This is a genomic window from Aquabacterium parvum, from assembly GCF_001447195.1.
Lineage (GTDB): Bacteria > Pseudomonadota > Gammaproteobacteria > Burkholderiales > Burkholderiaceae_C > Aquabacterium > Aquabacterium parvum.
The window spans coordinates 65,838-81,997 of sequence record NZ_LFRI01000415.1 but is presented as its reverse complement, the minus strand read 5'-3'; the positions used below and the strand labels follow the sequence as shown (position 1 = coordinate 81,997).

The 16,160-nt window shown below is 66.9% G+C and carries 15 protein-coding genes; 8 read left to right on the top strand and 7 right to left on the bottom strand.

What is annotated here, in order from left to right:
* From queA to ABG80_RS17065, 3 genes are all read right to left on the bottom strand, one after another.
* Positions 1-1,098: a tRNA preQ1(34) S-adenosylmethionine ribosyltransferase-isomerase QueA gene (gene queA, locus ABG80_RS17075; RefSeq protein WP_058088822.1), complete on the bottom strand. Its 1,098-nt coding sequence runs from the start codon at positions 1,096-1,098 to the stop codon at positions 1-3.
* Between the two features lie 64 nt (positions 1,099-1,162).
* A complete protein-coding gene (locus ABG80_RS17070; protein ID WP_058088821.1) occupies positions 1,163-1,528 on the bottom strand; it encodes a DUF1801 domain-containing protein in 366 nt (121 codons plus the stop codon).
* Positions 1,529-1,555: 27 nt separating this feature from the next.
* On the bottom strand, positions 1,556-2,023 hold the full coding sequence (locus ABG80_RS17065) for an OsmC family protein (protein ID WP_058088820.1): 468 nt from the start codon (positions 2,021-2,023) through the stop codon (positions 1,556-1,558).
* Positions 2,024-2,121: 98 nt separating this feature from the next.
* On the opposite strand from ABG80_RS17065, the gene ABG80_RS17060 reads away from it, so the two are divergent.
* Positions 2,122-2,355, top strand: a complete 234-nt coding sequence (locus ABG80_RS17060; RefSeq protein WP_058088819.1) for a hypothetical protein — start codon at positions 2,122-2,124, stop codon at positions 2,353-2,355.
* Positions 2,356-2,388: 33 nt separating this feature from the next.
* Positions 2,389-2,625: a DUF3820 family protein gene (locus tag ABG80_RS17055; protein WP_058088818.1), complete on the top strand. Its 237-nt coding sequence runs from the start codon at positions 2,389-2,391 to the stop codon at positions 2,623-2,625.
* A gap of 33 nt (positions 2,626-2,658) precedes the next feature.
* On the opposite strand, the gene ABG80_RS17050 is transcribed toward ABG80_RS17055, so the two are convergent.
* Positions 2,659-3,315: a ceramidase domain-containing protein gene (locus tag ABG80_RS17050; RefSeq protein WP_058088817.1), complete on the bottom strand. Its 657-nt coding sequence runs from the start codon at positions 3,313-3,315 to the stop codon at positions 2,659-2,661.
* 79 nt (positions 3,316-3,394) lie between these two features.
* Positions 3,395-4,597: a glycerophosphodiester phosphodiesterase gene (locus ABG80_RS17045; protein ID WP_058088816.1), complete on the bottom strand. Its 1,203-nt coding sequence runs from the start codon at positions 4,595-4,597 to the stop codon at positions 3,395-3,397.
* Between the two features lie 131 nt (positions 4,598-4,728).
* Between ABG80_RS17045 and recG the strand changes: the two genes are divergently transcribed.
* Both recG and ABG80_RS17035 read left to right on the top strand, forming a co-directional pair.
* Entirely contained in the window at positions 4,729-6,858 is a 2,130-nt protein-coding gene (recG, locus tag ABG80_RS17040; protein ID WP_083506221.1) for an ATP-dependent DNA helicase RecG, read from the top strand.
* Between the two features lie 16 nt (positions 6,859-6,874).
* Positions 6,875-7,798, top strand: coding sequence for a LysR substrate-binding domain-containing protein (locus ABG80_RS17035; protein WP_058088815.1), 924 nt, complete (start codon positions 6,875-6,877; stop codon positions 7,796-7,798).
* Between the two features lie 64 nt (positions 7,799-7,862).
* On the opposite strand, the gene ABG80_RS17030 is transcribed toward ABG80_RS17035, so the two are convergent.
* The gene (locus ABG80_RS17030; RefSeq protein ID WP_152987698.1) at positions 7,863-8,684 is read right to left on the bottom strand and encodes a BPSS1780 family membrane protein; all 822 of its coding nucleotides are present in this window, start codon (positions 8,682-8,684) and stop codon (positions 7,863-7,865) included.
* Entirely contained in the window at positions 8,681-9,646 is a 966-nt protein-coding gene (locus ABG80_RS17025) for a homoserine kinase (protein ID WP_058088813.1), read from the bottom strand. Before ABG80_RS17025 ends, ABG80_RS17030 begins: the two co-directional genes overlap by 4 nt.
* 202 nt (positions 9,647-9,848) lie before the next feature.
* Between ABG80_RS17025 and ABG80_RS17020 the strand changes: the two genes are divergently transcribed.
* From ABG80_RS17020 to ABG80_RS17005, 4 genes are all read left to right on the top strand, one after another.
* Entirely contained in the window at positions 9,849-10,463 is a 615-nt protein-coding gene (locus ABG80_RS17020; protein ID WP_058088812.1) for an outer membrane beta-barrel protein, read from the top strand.
* A 71-nt stretch (positions 10,464-10,534) separates the two neighbouring features.
* Positions 10,535-13,444: a DNA polymerase I gene (gene polA / locus ABG80_RS17015; RefSeq protein WP_058088811.1), complete on the top strand. Its 2,910-nt coding sequence runs from the start codon at positions 10,535-10,537 to the stop codon at positions 13,442-13,444.
* A gap of 115 nt (positions 13,445-13,559) precedes the next feature.
* Positions 13,560-15,635, top strand: coding sequence for a polyphosphate kinase 1 (gene ppk1 / locus ABG80_RS17010; RefSeq protein ID WP_058088810.1), 2,076 nt, complete (start codon positions 13,560-13,562; stop codon positions 15,633-15,635).
* A 28-nt stretch (positions 15,636-15,663) separates the two neighbouring features.
* Positions 15,664-16,149, top strand: a complete 486-nt coding sequence (locus tag ABG80_RS17005) for a SixA phosphatase family protein (RefSeq protein WP_058088809.1) — start codon at positions 15,664-15,666, stop codon at positions 16,147-16,149.
* The last annotated feature ends 11 nt before the right edge of the window (positions 16,150-16,160 follow it).

Here is a 16,160-nt window from a genome sequence, read left to right as displayed (position 1 = left end):
TCAGGCAGCGGTGCGGGCTGAAAGGTGGGGGCGCTGGATCAGCATGGCGTCGCCGTAGCTGAAGAAGCGGTAGCGTTGTTCGATCGCGTGGGCGTAGAGCGCACGGATGTGCTCGTAGCCGGCCAGGGCGCTGACCAGCATCATCAGCGTGCTCTTGGGCAGGTGAAAGTTGGTGACCAGCACGTCCACCACCTTGAAGTCGAAGCCTGGGGTGATGAAGATGTCCGTGTCGCGGCTGCCGACCTGCACGACCTCGTCACGAGATGCGTGCAGCGCGGCCGACTCCAGTGCGCGCAGCGTGGTCGTGCCGACCGAAACGATGCGCCCACCGGCCGCCCGCGTGGCGCGGATGGCGTCTGCCGTGGCCTGCGACACCTCGAACCACTCGCTGTGCATCTTGTGCTCGGCCAGGTTCTCGGTGCGCACGGGCTGGAAGGTGCCGGCGCCCACGTGCAGGGTCACTTCGGCGGTGGCGATGCCCCGCGCAGCCAGCTCGGCCAGCACGCCTTCGTCGAAGTGCAGGGCGGCGGTGGGCGCGGCCACGGCGCCAGGTTCTTTGGCGAACACCGTCTGATAGCGGCGCACGTCGTCTTCTTCGTCGGCGTGGGTGATGTAAGGAGGCAGCGGCACATGGCCGTGCTGCTCCAGCAGATCAAACGGGTTGCCTTCAAAGCGCAGGTGAAACAGACCGTTGTCCGGCCCGCAGCGGCCGAGCACTTCGGCGTTGAAGGCGCCAGCGAAGCGGACCGTGGCGCCAGGTTTGGGCGATTTGCTGGCGCGCATGTGCGCCCAGACCTCGTTCGTGCCCGGCAGCACGCGCTCGATCAGGGCCTCCACCGCGCCGCCCGAGGACTTGGCTCCGAAAAGCCTTGCCTTGATGACGCGGGTGTTGTTGAAGACGAGCAGGTCGCCAGGCTGCAGCAGGTCTGGCAGCTCGCGGAAGACGCGGTCGGTGGGGACGGGAGCCCGGCCATCGAGCAGGCGAGAGGCGCTGCGTTCGGGGGCGGGATGTTGGGCGATCAGGGCCTCGGGGAGCTCGAAATCGAAGTCGGCGAGGGTGAAATCGCGGGCCGGGGCGGCCTTGGTAAATGAAGACATGCTTTTGAGGGGCGGACGGGCCCCGTGCCAAAGTGCCAGGAACAGCGGGAGGCGTGATTGTCGCTCAAGCCCGCCTGGCTTGGGCTGCCGCAAGTGCCAGGGGCAGGTAATGCGCCAGGCGCCTGCCCTCGATGTCCTCCAGCGATCCCAACTTGAGGTGCCGCCGGTGTTTGCCGCTGCCCTCGAGCAAACCCATGTTGTCATGGATGTCGGCACCGCAACTGAACTCGACTGACACGTGCTCTTTGTAGGCGAAAACGCCACCGAACTGCACGCCGCTGGTGAACAGAATGCCGCCGTACTTCACCTCCTCAGTGAGAGGCGAGAAGAGCCGGCGCACGAGCGCACGCACAGCCTGCACGGTGTCGTGGCGTTCTTCGCTGATGAGGCGGATGTCGGCCAGGAGGGTGTCGGGTGATTTTGTGTTCATGGCGATGCCTGGGAGAAGGGCGAAGGCTCAGTGCGGGCGGATCTGGACGTCGGTTTTGACGGAGTTGGCAATGAAGCACTCGTCGTGCGCCTCGTGGTGCATGCGCTCGATGTCGGCGGGGGAGGGCAGCGAGGCGCCCGAGAACACGACCTTCGGCTGCAGCGTGACCGATGACAGCCAGAGCTTTTTGCGTTCGTTGGGCGTCATGACGCCAAAGGCTTCGTCGTGGTACGAGTCGATGACGAAACCGTTGCGCGCGGCGATGCCCAGGAACCAGAGCATGTGGCAGCTCGACAGGGCAGAGACCAGGGCCTCTTCGGGGTCGATGGCAGCCGGGTCCGAGTGCGGCACGGGCACGACGTGCGGCGAGGACGAGCCCGCCACCGTGATGCCACCATCGAAACGCAGCAAGTGACGGCGGCTGTAGCGGTTGTCTGTGAAGGGTTGGTCACCCCTCTCCCAGAGGGTTTCGGCGGTGTAGGTGTGGCGGGACATGGCGGGGTCTCCTGGCTTGGGTGTTCGGGTGCCATTGTCGGGGAGGGGCGCCAGTGCGGCGACAATCTCGTCCTCACACTCTTGCTGCGGACCCGAACATGAAAACCCACGACATCGAACTGCAACGCATCAAGGCCGTCCGGCACGACAAGGGCCTGATCGAGGTGAGCGTCGACGCTTTGGTTCAGGCGCGCCCCGCCAAGGACGAACGCGTCACCAGCATCCTGTCGATCGAGGTCGATGACGCTCGAACGCTGATCATGCTGCTCAAGCAACAAATCACCGAGCTCGACAAACTCAACCCGCGCAGTCGCCGCTCTGGCCGCTGCTGAGCCAGTGTCGTTCAACGAGCACCCCGTCAGGCCGTGAAACCGGAAGACCTGCAGAAGCTGGTGACCTTGCCCATGCCTTTTGGCAAGCACCAGGGCACCTTGCTGGCCGACCTGCCGGGCAATTACCTGAACTGGTTCGCCCGCGAGGGCTTTCCCAAGGGTGAGATCGGCCGGTTGCTCCAGCTGATGCACGAGATCGACCACAACGGGCTCAAGGGGCTGCTGCAGCCCTTGCGGCCAGGGCACCGGCCGAGGCGCGACCCCGAGTGAGGCCCCAGCGCTCTGACCGCCGTCCGCTTGGGGTCAAAGCCTGTCCTCGTTCAACACCAGTGCCCGCGTGCTCAGGTACAGCACCCCCGCATTGAGCAGGTGCCACAGCGGGTGCGTGCCCGTGCTCAGCCAGGCGCACACCTGCATGTCCAGCGACCGACAGGTGAGCGACAAGGCGAAGAGCAAAGTGGCCAGCACGAGGCCAAGCGGCTCGCGCTGCCCGCTGCGCCAGTGGTACGCGGCCATGCCCGCCACGAACACGAACGCCGAGCCATACGACAGCGAGCCGTTGAGCCACTGCACCGGCAGCGCCGCGAAGCCCCATGAAGCCGCGAAGAACAGGAACACCCAGCCCGCGCAAGTCAAAGGCTTGAGCCGCGCCACGCGCCCCACGTACAGCACCAGGAACAGCAGCTGGTACAGGAAGATCGGGATGACATCGGCCCACATGGCCCAGGTCACCGCCAGGGTGTGGAACAGGAAGCTGCCCACGCCAATGGTGGCCAGCAGCCCGGTCAGCAGGTGGGTGGTCCAGGGCGTGCGGCCGGGCAGGGAGCCCGCCAGCCGCCAGGCCAGCCAGGCGGCCACCATGAACCCGCCGTTGGAAATGGCGTTGAGCGGCTCGGCCCAGAATCCGGGGCCGAGCCGTTCGCAGTACAGGTCAAGCGGGGTCAGGGCGTTGTCAGGCATGCGCTCAGGTTAGCGCGCCGTGGCCATGCCACCCACTCGGCTTTCGTGCCTTCGACCCCCATCGAGCTTGCCCCGCGCTTCACTCACCCTGCGCACCGATGCGGCGCTCCAGGCGCGCCAGCTCACGCGCCACCACGGCCGTGTCAGGGAAGTCCGAGAACACCCCATCGATGCCCAGTTGGTAGAACTGCAGGTACTCGTTGACCGGGTTGCCCGCGTAGTCACCGGGCAGGCGTCGCTGCTCGTTGCGGAAGGTCCAGGTGTGCACCTTCAGGCCGGCGGCGTGGGCGCGCTCGATCAGGTCGGTGGGTTCGCCCAGTTGCAGCTTGGCCTCGCCGGGGCCGGCGCCATCGGGGTCGGCCAGCGTGGGCACGATGTAGCGCTTCCAGGGGCCGATGCCATGCGCGTAAGAGGCCACATCCTTGAGGCCCTCGTCCGTGGTCAGCCATGCGAAGGTGCGGGCCAGCAGTTCGGGCTTGCCGGAAACGGTCCAGTCGTAGGGGCGGTCATAAGGCGCGGTGAAGTCCAGCGATCCATCGGGGTTGACGTCGTTGGCATCGACCAGTTGCACCAGGCGCACCTTGGTCAGCTTGCTCAGCGCCTTGAGGTTGCCCTGCTCGAACGACTGGATGAAAACGGGCGCATGGCGGTGGTTCCAGCCCGCTTGCGTCAGCGCCTTGAGCAGGCGAGCCTCCAGGGGCAGACCCAGGCGCTGGTGGTAGGTCGGGTGTTTGGTCTCGGGGTAGATGCCGATCACGCGCCCCTTCTCCAGCGTCTTGCGCTTGGCCAGCGCGATGACCTCCTGCAGCGTGGGCACCTGGAACTGGCCGTTGAACTGCTGCGGGCGCTCGCCGAAGGCTTGTTTGGCGCGCAGGGTTTTGATCTCGGCCAGGGTGAAGTCGGAGGCGAAGAAGCCTTCTTCCTCGAAGCCGTCGACCACCATGGTGCGGCGGCGCGAGGCGAACTCGGGGCGATCCGCCACATCGGTCGTGTTCGTGATGTTGGGCTCGTGGCGGGCGATCAGGTGGCCGTCCTTGGTGGCCACGAGGTCGGGCTCGATGTAGTCGGCGCCCAGCTCGATGGCCAGGGCGTAGGACGCCAGCGTGTGCTCGGGCAGGTAGCCCGAGGCGCCTCGGTGGCCGATGACCAGGGGCTCGGCGCGCTGGCCGTGGCGGCTGCTGGATTCGGTGCGCTCCAGCCGGTCGGCTTCGGACGCAAAGCCCGGTGCGGCGATGAACAACGCTGCCGAAAGGGCCAGCAGCGAGCTGAGTTTGGATGGCATGGGTGTCTCCTCGGTTTTGCGCACCTTACCCAGCTTGCGTGACGCTGTTGTCGCTCGCAGGGGTGGGCGAGAGAGCCGTTCGGCACGGGCACAATGACGTTTCCTTCACCCTCCACGCCAGGAGCCCCGACGTGCCCCGCCAGGCCGCCGCGAAAACCGTTGCGAAACCCGCCGATGCCGCGCCCAACCTGTCTGCCCCGCAGAAGGCCATGCATCGCCTGGGCCTGGCGCGCGACATCGACCTGGCCCTGCACCTGCCCCTGCGCTACGAGGACGAGACCGTCGTCACCGAACTCAGGCAGGCGCGCGACGGGCAGACCGTGCAGCTCGAAGGCGAGGTGCGCGACAACCGCATCGAAATGCGAGGCCGACGGCAGCTCATCGTCAAGTTGGCCGACGGCACGGGCGAGGTGCTGCTGCGTTTTCTGAACTTCTACGGCTCGCAGCAAAAGAGCTGGGCGCCCGGTGTGCGGCTGCGCGTGCGCGGTGAGTTGCGCCACGGTTTTTTCGGGCGCGAGATGGTGCACCCCACCGTGCGCATCGTCAGCGAGGGCACGCCGCTGGCCACCTCGCTCACGCCGGTCTACCCCACCGGCGCGGGCCTGCCCCAGGCCTACTTGCGCAAGGCCATCGAAGCGGCGCTCAAGCGGGCCCCGCTGGAAGAGGTGCTGCCGCATGGCACCTTGCCGGCTGGCTGGCCCACCTTGCGGCAGTCGCTGCAGTTCCTGCATCACCCACCGCCCGATGCCTCGCTGCAAGCGCTGACCGAGCACCAGCACCCGGCCTGGCAAAGGCTCAAGTTCGAGGAACTGCTGGCCCAGCAGCTCTCTCGCCTGCAGTCCAAGGCCGAGCGCGCGCACCTCAAGGCACCGGTGCTGCCCCTGAGGACCGGCGGCTTGCACGAGCGCTTGCTGGGCGTGCTGCCGTTCGACCTCACCGCTGCGCAGCGCCGCGTGTGCGGCGAGATCGCCATCGACCTGCAGCGCCCGCAACCCATGCACCGCCTGCTCCAGGGTGACGTGGGTTCGGGCAAGACGGTGGTTGCCGCGCTGTCAGCGGCCATTGCCATCGAGGCGGGTTGGCAATGCGCCCTGATGGCGCCCACTGAGATCTTGGCCGAGCAGCATTTCCGCAAGCTGGTGGGTTGGCTCGAACCTTTGGGCGTGAAGGTGGCTTGGCTGACCGGCAGCCTCAAACCCAAGGCCAAGCGCGAGCAGATCGCCATGGTCGCGTCGGGCGAGGCGCAGCTGGTGGTCGGCACCCACGCCGTCATTCAGGACCAGGTCGAGTTCGCCAAGCTGGGCCTGGCCCTCATCGACGAACAGCACCGCTTCGGCGTCGCGCAGCGCCTGCAGCTGCGCCGCAAGCTGGAGAGCACCGAGCTCGAACCTCACCTGCTGATGATGAGCGCCACGCCCATCCCGCGCACCCTCGCCATGACCTACCTGGCCGACCTCGAAGTCAGCACCATCGACGAGCTGCCGCCGGGGCGCACGCCCATCGTCACCAAGGTCTTCGCCGACAGCCGGCGCGAAGAGGTGATCGAGCGCATCCGCGACGAGGTGGCGCGGGGCCGTCAGGTGTACTGGGTCTGCCCGCTGATCGACGAAACCGAAGACAGCGACCAGACGGCCGACGCCATCGCCGGCCGCGACAGCGCCAAGCGCCCGCCGCTCGACCTGAGCAACGTCACCCAGACCCACCAGGACCTCAGCGAGGCCTTGCCGGGCGTGGGCATCGGCCTGCTGCATGGCCGCTTGCCAGCGGCCGAGAAGGCCTCGGTCATGGATCAGTTCGCCAGCGCCGAGCTGCAGGTCCTGGTGGCCACCACCGTCATCGAGGTGGGCGTGGACGTGCCCAACGCCAGCCTGATGGTGATCGAACACGCCGAGCGCTTCGGCCTGAGCCAGTTGCACCAGTTGCGAGGTCGGGTGGGGCGGGGCGCCGTGGCCAGCGTGTGCGTGCTCCTTTACGCATCGCCCTTGTCCGACTCGGGCAAACAGCGCCTGCGCGCCATGGCCGAAACCACCGACGGCTTCGAGATCTCGCGGCGCGACCTCGAGATCCGCGGGCCGGGCGAGTTCATGGGCTCGCGCCAGTCGGGGGCGGCGCTGTTGCGCTTCGCCGACCTCAACGAAGACCAGGACCTGCTGGGCCGTGTGCGCACCGTGGCCGAGCAGCTGCTGGCCCGCCACCCCGAGGCCGCCCAGCGCCACATCCACCGCTGGCTGGGGCAGAAGGCCGAGTACCTCAAGGCCTGAGTCACAATCTGCCCCCATGACGTTGACTGAACTTCGCTACATCGTGGCCGTGGCCCGCGAGCGCCATTTCGGGCGTGCGGCCGAGGCCTGCTTCGTGTCCCAGCCGACCCTCTCCGTAGCCGTCAAAAAGCTCGAAGAAGAACTCGACGTCAAGCTCTTCGAGCGCGGCAGCAACGAGGTCAGCGTCACGCCCCTGGGCGAAGAAATCATCCGCCAGGCCCAGTCGGTGCTGGAGCAGGCCCAGTCGATCAAGGAAATCGCCAAGCGTGGCAAGGATCCGCTCGCCGGTCCGCTGCGCCTGGGCGTCATCTACACCATCGGCCCCTACCTGCTGCCCGACCTGGTGCGCAACGCCATCGACCAGGTGCCGCAGATGCCGCTGATGCTGCAGGAGAACTTCACCGCCCGCCTGCTCGACATGCTGCGCTCTGGCGAGCTCGATTGCGCCATCCTGGCCGAACCGTTCCCGGACACCAACCTTGCCGTCGCGCCCCTCTACGACGAGCCCTTCCTGGTGGCGGTGCCGCGAAGTCACCCGATGGCCAGCCACCGGCGCGTCAACGCCGAAGAGCTCAAGCAGGAAACCATGCTGTTGCTGGGCACGGGGCATTGTTTTCGCGACCACGTGCTCGAGGTCTGCCCCGAGTTCGCACGCTTTTCCAGCAACGCCGAGGGCATCCGCAAGAGTTTCGAAGGCTCGTCGCTGGAGACCATCAAGCACATGGTGGCCGCCGGCATGGGCGTGACGGTGGTGCCGCAGTTGTCGGTGCCGCCCGAGCCGCACCCTCACATCGCGTACATCCCGTTCGAGGACCCGGTGCCCACTCGCCGGGTGGTGCTGGCCTGGCGCCGCAGCTTCACGCGTTACGAAGCGATTGCCGCCTTGCGCAACGCCATCTACGCGTGTCCGCTGGCCGGGGTGCAGCGTTTGACGCACTGAGCGTGCGGTGTCTCGCGCGCCAGGCCCGAGGCGCGTTGAGCCAGGGCGCAAGGGCGCCGCAAGCTCAGGGCGATGGATCGGCTTGATCCGGCGTCAGGCTGGCGTCAGCGCCTTCTTGCTGTGCACCCTCGAAGCAATCGACCACGCTGAAGTACAGCGAGGCGTAAAAGCACGAGACCAGCCACAGCACCCCGGCGAAGGTCAGCATGTTGGACAGGGCGGGCAGGGGGATGACCTGCTGCACCACGCGCGTCAGCACCGCCAGGGCGATCACGGCCAGCAACCACGTGGCCCCGAACACCACGAAGGCGCCCAGGTTGCGCCAGGAGGCCACCGCACTGAAAAACAGGGCCTTGCCCAGGGGCATGCGAGCCCACAACGTGAGCGCAGGGGTGTGCCAAAACAGCAGCGACAGCGGCCAGGTCAGCCCCAGTCGCCAGGCCATGTCCTGCACCACGCGCGGGTCGGCCATGACCTCGTCGGCGTCCTGGGCCTTTTCCAGCGCCTCGGCGAGGGCTTCAGCGCCAGGGCCCAGCAGCTGGGCCAGCAGCATGACCACGAAGGTGCCCGCCACGTAGGCTGCACCCAGCTTGGCAAAGGCCGCCCGTGGGCTGTCTGGCGTTCGCACGGCTTCGACCAGCACGCCCGGCATGATGCGTTCCTTGAGCATCACGCGACGCGTGGCCAGCATGAACCCCATCCAGGCCAGAGGCATCAGGGCGACGACGAGGATCGGTCCGATCAAGGGCAGTCCCGCCACCAGCAAGGCCCCGGCGATCACCATGCCGACCAGGCCGGCATAACCCATGGGTTGGCGCGCACAAACCAGCCAGCCCTGGCGGGCCCAGGCGAATCCCTGCGACGCGGGGTTGATGCGCAGCTTCATGCGGCGGCTCGCTGCCAGGACCAAGGCTGGTTGCGGCGCAGCGTCAGCACGCGCTCGAAGTGAGCGGGGTCGTGAGGTTGAAGCATGGCGGCGTCGCGCGGCAGGTGGAAGTCCCACAGGCGTGACAACCAAAAGCGCATGGCAGCCGAGCGCAGCAGCGAGGGCAGCAGGCGCTGCTCGACCTCGGTCAGCGGGCGCACGGCGTCGTAGGCATTCACGAAGGCCTGCGCGCGGGCCTCGTCGAGGGCTCCCGTGGACAGGTCGATGCACCAGTCGTTCAGGCACACCGCGATGTCAAAGCCGAAGGTGTCGCAGCCCGCGAAATAGAAGTCGAAAAAGCCCGACAGGGTGGGGCCGTCGAACATCACGTTGTCGCGGAACAGGTCGGCGTGAACCGGGCCGCTCGGAAGGGCCTGGTACTCGGTGCTGGCCGCCAAGTCCTGCTGAAAGCGCAGTTCGGACTCGATCAGCGCGGATTGCGCGGGCGTGAGGTGCGGCTTGACCACCGGCACGGTCTCCACCCACCACGTCAGGCCGCGCAGGTTGGGCTGTTGCTCGGCGAAGTCCTGGCCGGCCAGGTGCATGCGCGCCAGCATGGCGCCCACCTGAGCGCAATCGGCCACCTGGGGCGCCAGCTGGTTGCGACCCTTCAGGCGGGTCACCACGGCAGCGGGTTTGCCTTGCACGGTGTGCAGGATGTTGCCTTGCGCATCGGCCTGGGGCGCCGGCACCGGGATGCCGTGTCCTGCCAGGTGCCGCATCAGGTTCAGGTAGAAGGGCAGTTGCTCGAAGCTCAGGCGCTCGAACAGGGTCAGCACGTAGTCGCCGCGCTCGGTGCTGACGAAGTAATTGGTGTTTTCGATGCCGGAGTTGATGCCTTGCATCGACTGCAGGGTGCCCAGGTTCAGCTGCTTGAGCAGACCGGCGGCTTCGTCGGGAGGGACTTCGGTGAAAACGGCCATGAGAAGGGTGTTTTGGCGACGATGAAACGGGGCCTTGGAGCCGGGGGGCTTTGGCGTAAACCCTCAGGGTTCCAGCTGGCCCAAGCCCGCGATTGTAGGAGTCCGTGTGGCAGACTCACGCAGATTCTGTCATCCCCGCCGCATCGACGTTCGCGGGGGCGGCTCAGCCCTTCAAACCGATACCGAGGAAACGACTGTCATCATGAACGCGACTGCCTCCCGCCTGCCCTTCGCCCTTGTTTCCACTGCCGCCGCGTTGCTGATGACGGTGGGTGCTTCTGCCCAGGCGCAGGAGCTCAAGCCTGTCTCCCCTCAATTGGGCGTATACGCTGGTGGAACGGCCGGCATCGGGGTCACCAACGGCTTGTGCACCGCGCCTTGCAGCAACAACACCTTCGCCGGCAAGATTTTCGGCGGCAAGCGCCTGACGCCTGGCCTGGCGGCTGAAGTGAACCTGCTCATGTTCGGCGAAACCGAGCGTGTCAACAACCAGGCCACGATCAACGCCGGCGGCACCGCCAAGGAAACCGTTCGCAGCCGCGCGATCACCCTCGGCATCAACTGGGAAGTCGAACTCATCCAGGACTTCACCAACCAGATCCGCGTTGGTTGGGCCTTCGTCAACCAGAAAAAGCGCCTGCTGAGCGGCAACAACGTCGAGGTGCAGGCTGACCGCCGACTCAACGCGCCCTACATTGGTGCCGGCATCGCCTTCCGCTTGAACCGCGACATCAAGCTGCTGTCGTCGGCTGACTTCGTGATCAACGGTCACGAAGGCATGTACCTGTTCGGCATCGGTGCCAGCGCCGAGTTCTGATCGGGCCGACTCGGTCTGATCCTCCTTGAACCTGGGCCGAAGTGTCGGCCGCAGGCGGCACAATCCGGGGCATGAGTGCCCCGGATTCCATTTCGGCCGCTGAATCGGCCAAACCCACGCTGCTGCTGATCGACGGCTCCAGCTACCTTTACCGCGCCTTCCACGCCATGCCCGACCTGCGCGGTCCGGGCAACGCGCCGACGGGGGCCCTGCACGGCATGGTCAACATGCTGGGCTGGATCCGCGATCACATCCCTGCCGAACACGCCGTGTGTGTGTTCGACGCCAAGGGCCCCACCTTCCGCGACGAGTGGTACCCCGAGTACAAGGCGCACAGGCCCTCCATGCCGGACGACCTGCGCACCCAGATCGAGCCCATCCACGAGGTCGTCAAGCTGCTGGGCTGGCCTGTGCTCGAGGTGCCCGGCATCGAGGCCGACGACGCCATCGGCACCCTGGCACGCGTGGCCGTCGAGTCGGGTCACCGCGTGGTGGTCTCCACCGGCGACAAGGACCTGGCCCAGCTCGTCAACGACCAGGTCTCGCTGATCAACACCATGGCCAAGCCACCCGAGGTGCTCGACGTGCCAGGCGTGCTGGCCAAGTTTGGCGTGCCGCCCGAGCGCATCATCGACTACCTGACCCTGATCGGCGACGCCGTGGACAACGTGCCCGGTGTCGAGAAGGTGGGCCCCAAGACCGCCGTGAAGTGGCTGGCCGAGCATGGCTCGCTCGACGGCATCGTGGCGGCGGCCGACAGCATCAAAGGCGTGGCGGGCGAGAACCTTCGCAAGGCGCTGGACTGGCTGCCCATGGGGCGCAAGCTCATCACCGTCAAGCTCGACTGCGACCTCGCTGGCCACGTGCCAGAGTGGCCGGTGCTCGATGCCCTGGCCATGAGGGCCCCTGACCTGCCCGGGCTGCTTGATTTCTACACCCGCTATGGTTTTCGCACCGCGAAGGTGGAGGTGGAGCGCCTGCTGGGCAAGGCCTCGGTGGCCGACACAAGTGCTTCGGCGGGCCCTGCCGCGAAGGCGGGCAAGCCCAAGGCCGCCAAGCCGGCAGCAGACCGCGCAACGGGCGACCTGTTTGGGGGCGATGTCGCAGACGGCGTGGGTGATGCCAATGGCGTGGCCGATGCCGCAGGTGATGTCGCAGCAGAAGCCGCGGCCCCCGACACCCGTTACGACACCATCCTCACCTGGCCCGACTTCGACCGCTGGCTGGCCCGCATCGAGGCCGCCGAGCTCGTGGCCTTCGACACCGAAACCGATTCGCTCGAATCCATGCGCGCGCGCATCGTCGGCCTGTCGTTCAGCGATCAGGTGGGCGAGGCCTGCTACATCCCGCTGCGCCACGAAGGCCCGGATGCGCCAGAGCAGCTGCCGCTCGAAGACGTGCTGGCCCGCCTGAAACCCTGGTTCGAGAACGCGGCCAAGGCCAAACTCGGGCAGCACATCAAGTACGACACCCACGTGCTGGCCAACCACGGCATCGCCATCAGAGGCTACCGCCACGACACCATGCTCGAGAGCTATGTGCTCGAAGCGCACCGCAAGCACAACCTGGGCGACCTGGCGCTGCGCTACACCGGCCGCAGCGGCCTGAGCTACGAAGACGTGGCGGGCAAGGGCGCGCAGCAGATCCCTTTCGCGCAGGTGGCGCTTGACCGCGCCGCGCTGTACTCCAGTGAGGACAGTGACCTGACCCTGGCGGTTCACCAGGCCCTGTGGCCCCAGCTCGAAGCCGAGCCGGGCCTCAAGGACATCTACGAGCGCTTCGAGATGCCCACCTCGCGCGTGCTGCAGCGCATCGAGCGCAATGGCGTGCTGATCGACAAGGCCCTGCTGCAGCAGCAGAGTCACGAGCTGGCTCAGCGCATCGTGGCGCTGGAGCAAGAGGCCTATGAACTGGCTGGACAGCCTTTCAACCTGGCTTCGCCCAAACAGCTGGGTGAGATCCTGTTTGTGAAACAAGGGCTGCCCATCGTCAAAAAGACGGCCACCGGTGCGCCCTCCACCAACGAAGAGGTGCTCGAAAAGCTCGCCGAAGACCACCCGCTGCCCGCCCGCATCCTGGAGCATCGCAGCCTGGCCAAGCTCAAGTCCACCTACACGGACAAGCTGCCTCTGATGATCAACCCCGAGACGGGCCGGGTGCACACCAACTACGCGCAGGCCGTGGCCGTGACCGGCCGCCTGGCCAGCAACGACCCGAACCTGCAGAACATCCCCGTGCGCACGGCCGAAGGGCGTCGCATCCGCGAGGCCTTCATCGCCCCGCCGGGCCACGTCATCGTCAGCGCCGACTACTCGCAGATCGAGCTGCGCATCATGGCCCACATCTCGCAGGACGAGAACCTGCTGCGCGCCTTCGCCGAGGGCCTGGACGTGCACAAGGCCACGGCCAGCGAGGTGTTCGGTGTGCCGGTGGATGAGGTCTCGAGCGAGCAGCGCCGCTACGCCAAGGTCATCAATTTCGGCCTGATCTACGGCATGAGCGGCTTTGGCCTGGCGCAGAACCTGGGCATCGAGCGCAGCGCGGCCAACGCCTACATCGAGCGCTATTTCCACCGCTTCGCGGGCGTCAAGCGCTACATGGACGACACCCGCGCGCAGGCCAAGGAAAAAGGCTATGTGGAGACCGTGTTCGGCCGCCGCTTGTGGCTGCCCGAGATCAACAGCCCCAACGGCCCCAGCCGCGCCGGCGCCGAGCGCGCGGCCATCAACGCGCCCATGCAGGGCACGGCGGCCGACCTGATCAAACTGGCGATGGTGGCCGTGCAGGACACCTTGGATGCCGAAGGCCGTGCCTCGAAAATCATCATGCAGGTGCACGATGAACTGGTGCTGGAGGTGCCCGAGGCCGAGCTCGACTGGGCGCGTGCCGAGGTGCCGCGCCTGATGGCTTCGGTGGCCACGCTGCGCGTGCCGCTGCTGGCCGAGGTGGGGGCTGGACCGAACTGGGAGGCGGCGCATTGACGAGGCTGTCGCAAGTTCGAACATGAGCCGAACGCGTCACGCAATTGTCATCAAGATGCGAGGTGTGCTCCTCTAAACTGAAGACACCGGCGTTTGTGTGCCGGTGCATCAGTGCATGAAAAACACCGTCCTCCGTCCGGTTCCTTCCCCGTCGCGCATCAAACTCCTGCCCCGTGAGCAGGCCATCCTGGAGTTCAACCGGCGTGTGCTGGCCCAGGCTCAGCGCGAAGACGTGCCGCTCATCGAGCGCCTTCGCTACATCTGCATCGTTTCGTCCAACCTCGACGAGTTCTTCGAAGTGCGCTACGCCGACGTGATGGAGGCCTCGCGCACGCCAGGCACCGGCATCACGCCGGCCTACATCCACGAGGTGGCTCGCGAGTGCCACCGCCTGGTCGAAGAGCAATACCAGATCTTCAACGAGGTGGTCACGCCAGCACTGCAGCAAGCCGGCATCCACATCCTCAACCACGCCGACCGCCAGGCTGACCAGCGCGAGTGGGTGGCCGACTTCTTTCGCCGCCAGGTGCGCCCGCTGCTGGTGCCCATCGGGCTGGACCCGTCTCACCCCTTCCCGCAGGTCGCCAACAAGACGCTGAACTTCATCGTGCGCCTGGGAGGCACCGACGCCTTCGGCGGCGACAACGACATCGCCATCGTGCGCATCCCGCGCGTGCTGCCGCGCGTGATTGCCTTGCCCGCCTCGCTGATGGAGCCGGGGCACCAGGGCTTCGTGCTGCTTTCCAGCGTCATCCGCGCTCACCTCGACGAGCTGTTCCCCGGGCGCGAGATCAAGGCTTTCTCGCAGTTCCGCCTCACGCGTGACTCGGACCTCGACGTTGACGAAGACGACGTGACTGACCTGCGCCAGGCGCTGCGCTCGAAGATGAGCACGCGCCAGTTCGGCCAGGCGGTGCGCCTGGAGGTGGTGCGCTCCTGCCCACCCGACCTGGCCGATTTTCTGCTCGAGCAGTTCGGCCTGTCGCCGCAGGCGCTCTACCAGGTCAACGGCCCCGTCAACCTGGTGCGCCTGACCCAACTGATCGACCAGGCCGATGCCGACGAGTTGCGCTTTGAGCCCTACGAGCCCAGCTGGCCCGCTGACCTGCCCCGCGAAGGCCTGTTCGAGCACCTGCGCTCGCACGACTGCTTGATGCACCACCCTTTCCAGAGCTTCGACGCCGTGGTGCAGTTCCTGCGCGAGGCCGTGGAAGACCCCGACGTGCTGGCCATCAAGCAGACCATCTACCGCACCGGCAGCGAGTCGGTGCTGATGGAGTTGCTGCTCGAAGCCGTGCGCCGTGGCAAGGAAGTGCTGGCCGTGGTGGAGCTCAAGGCCCGCTTTGACGAAGAGGCCAACATCAACTGGGCCGAGCGCCTCGAAGCCCTGGGCGCCCAGGTGGTCTACGGCATCGTGGGCCTGAAAACCCACGCCAAGATGATGCTGGTGACCCGCCGCGAAGGCAACCGCCTGCGCCGCTACGCCCACATCTCCACCGGCAACTACAACCCGCGCACCTCGCGTCTGTACACCGACGTGGGCGTGCTCACCAGCCAGCCCGACCTGACGGCCGACGTCGACCGCGTCTTCCAGCAGCTCTCGAGCATGACGCAGATGAAGTCGACGCGCCTGCTGCAGCTCTCACCCTTCAGCCTGCAGGACCACATGGTCAGGCTGATCGGGCGCTGTGCAGATGCGGCCAGGGCGGGGCAGAAGGCCCGCATCGTCGTCAAGTGCAATGCGCTGACCGACGAGCCCCTGGTTCAGGCCCTGATCAGCGCGGGTGAGGCCGGCGTGGACATCGACCTGATCATCCGCGGCGCCTGCATCCTGCCGCCGGGCCTGCCCGGTTTGACCGACCGCATCCGTGTGCGCTCGGTGGTGGGGCGCATGCTCGAGCACACGCGGGTGCTGTACTTCCGCTGGGGCGAGGCCGACTACGAAGAGTCCCTCTACCTGTCCAGCGCCGACTGGATGAACCGCAACATGACACGGCGCATCGAGGTGGCCTGGCCGGTGCGCGACCCAGCCCTGCGTCAGCGCGTGATCGACGAGTGCCTGGTGCCCTACCTGTTCGATGGCATCGATGCCTGGAAGCAGCTCTCGGACGGGCGCTACGAGCGCATCCATCGCCCGGGTGGCCACAGCGCCCAGCGGGCCCTGATGGCACGCTACCAGGCGCAGGACTGACCCCTCAACTTCAGGCGGAGGCAGCGAGATGGACCTGATCTTGTGGCGCCACGCCCAGGCGGTGATGCTGGAAGACGACGGCGGCACGGTCGCCCTCGACCTGGCGCGTGACCTGGCCCGCCCGCTCACGCCCAAGGGTGAGCGCCAGGCCGCCCGCATGGCCGAGTGGCTCAACCAACGCCTGCCCGACACCACCCGGATCCTGGTCAGCCCGGCACGGCGAACGCAGCAAACAGCAGAGGCCCTGGGGCGGCGCTTTCGCACCGTCGACACCCTCAACCCCTTGGCCAGCGTGGACGAGTTGCTCGTGGCCGCTCGTTGGTCCGACGCCCGCGAGCCTGTGCTGATCATCGGTCACCAGCCCACGCTGGGCTTGCTGGCCGCGCGCTTGCTCACGGGGCACGAGCAGCCTTGGTCGGTGCACAAGGGGGCGGTGTGGTGGCTGCGTTCGCGCGAACGCGATGGGCAGCAGCAGGTGGTGCTTCACGCGGTGGTGCCGCCGGACCTCGCCTGACCTCAGGGCCG

What these genes read in the sequence shown, in the direction of transcription:
- queA (WP_058088822.1), bottom strand. Translation starts at nt 1,098, where the DNA reads ATGTCTTCATTTACCAAGGCCGCCCCGGCCCGCGATTTCACCCTCGCC.
- ABG80_RS17070 (WP_058088821.1), bottom strand. Translation starts at nt 1,528, where the DNA reads ATGAACACAAAATCACCCGACACCCTCCTGGCCGACATCCGCCTCATC.
- ABG80_RS17065 (WP_058088820.1), bottom strand. Translation starts at nt 2,023, where the DNA reads ATGTCCCGCCACACCTACACCGCCGAAACCCTCTGGGAGAGGGGTGAC.
- ABG80_RS17060 (WP_058088819.1), top strand. Translation starts at nt 2,122, where the DNA reads ATGAAAACCCACGACATCGAACTGCAACGCATCAAGGCCGTCCGGCAC.
- ABG80_RS17050 (WP_058088817.1), bottom strand. Translation starts at nt 3,315, where the DNA reads ATGCCTGACAACGCCCTGACCCCGCTTGACCTGTACTGCGAACGGCTC.
- ABG80_RS17045 (WP_058088816.1), bottom strand. Translation starts at nt 4,597, where the DNA reads ATGCCATCCAAACTCAGCTCGCTGCTGGCCCTTTCGGCAGCGTTGTTC.
- ABG80_RS17035 (WP_058088815.1), top strand. Translation starts at nt 6,875, where the DNA reads ATGACGTTGACTGAACTTCGCTACATCGTGGCCGTGGCCCGCGAGCGC.
- ABG80_RS17030 (WP_152987698.1), bottom strand. Translation starts at nt 8,684, where the DNA reads ATGAAGCTGCGCATCAACCCCGCGTCGCAGGGATTCGCCTGGGCCCGC.
- ABG80_RS17025 (WP_058088813.1), bottom strand. Translation starts at nt 9,646, where the DNA reads ATGGCCGTTTTCACCGAAGTCCCTCCCGACGAAGCCGCCGGTCTGCTC.
- ABG80_RS17020 (WP_058088812.1), top strand. Translation starts at nt 9,849, where the DNA reads ATGAACGCGACTGCCTCCCGCCTGCCCTTCGCCCTTGTTTCCACTGCC.
- polA (WP_058088811.1), top strand. Translation starts at nt 10,535, where the DNA reads ATGAGTGCCCCGGATTCCATTTCGGCCGCTGAATCGGCCAAACCCACG.
- ppk1 (WP_058088810.1), top strand. Translation starts at nt 13,560, where the DNA reads ATGAAAAACACCGTCCTCCGTCCGGTTCCTTCCCCGTCGCGCATCAAA.
- ABG80_RS17005 (WP_058088809.1), top strand. Translation starts at nt 15,664, where the DNA reads ATGGACCTGATCTTGTGGCGCCACGCCCAGGCGGTGATGCTGGAAGAC.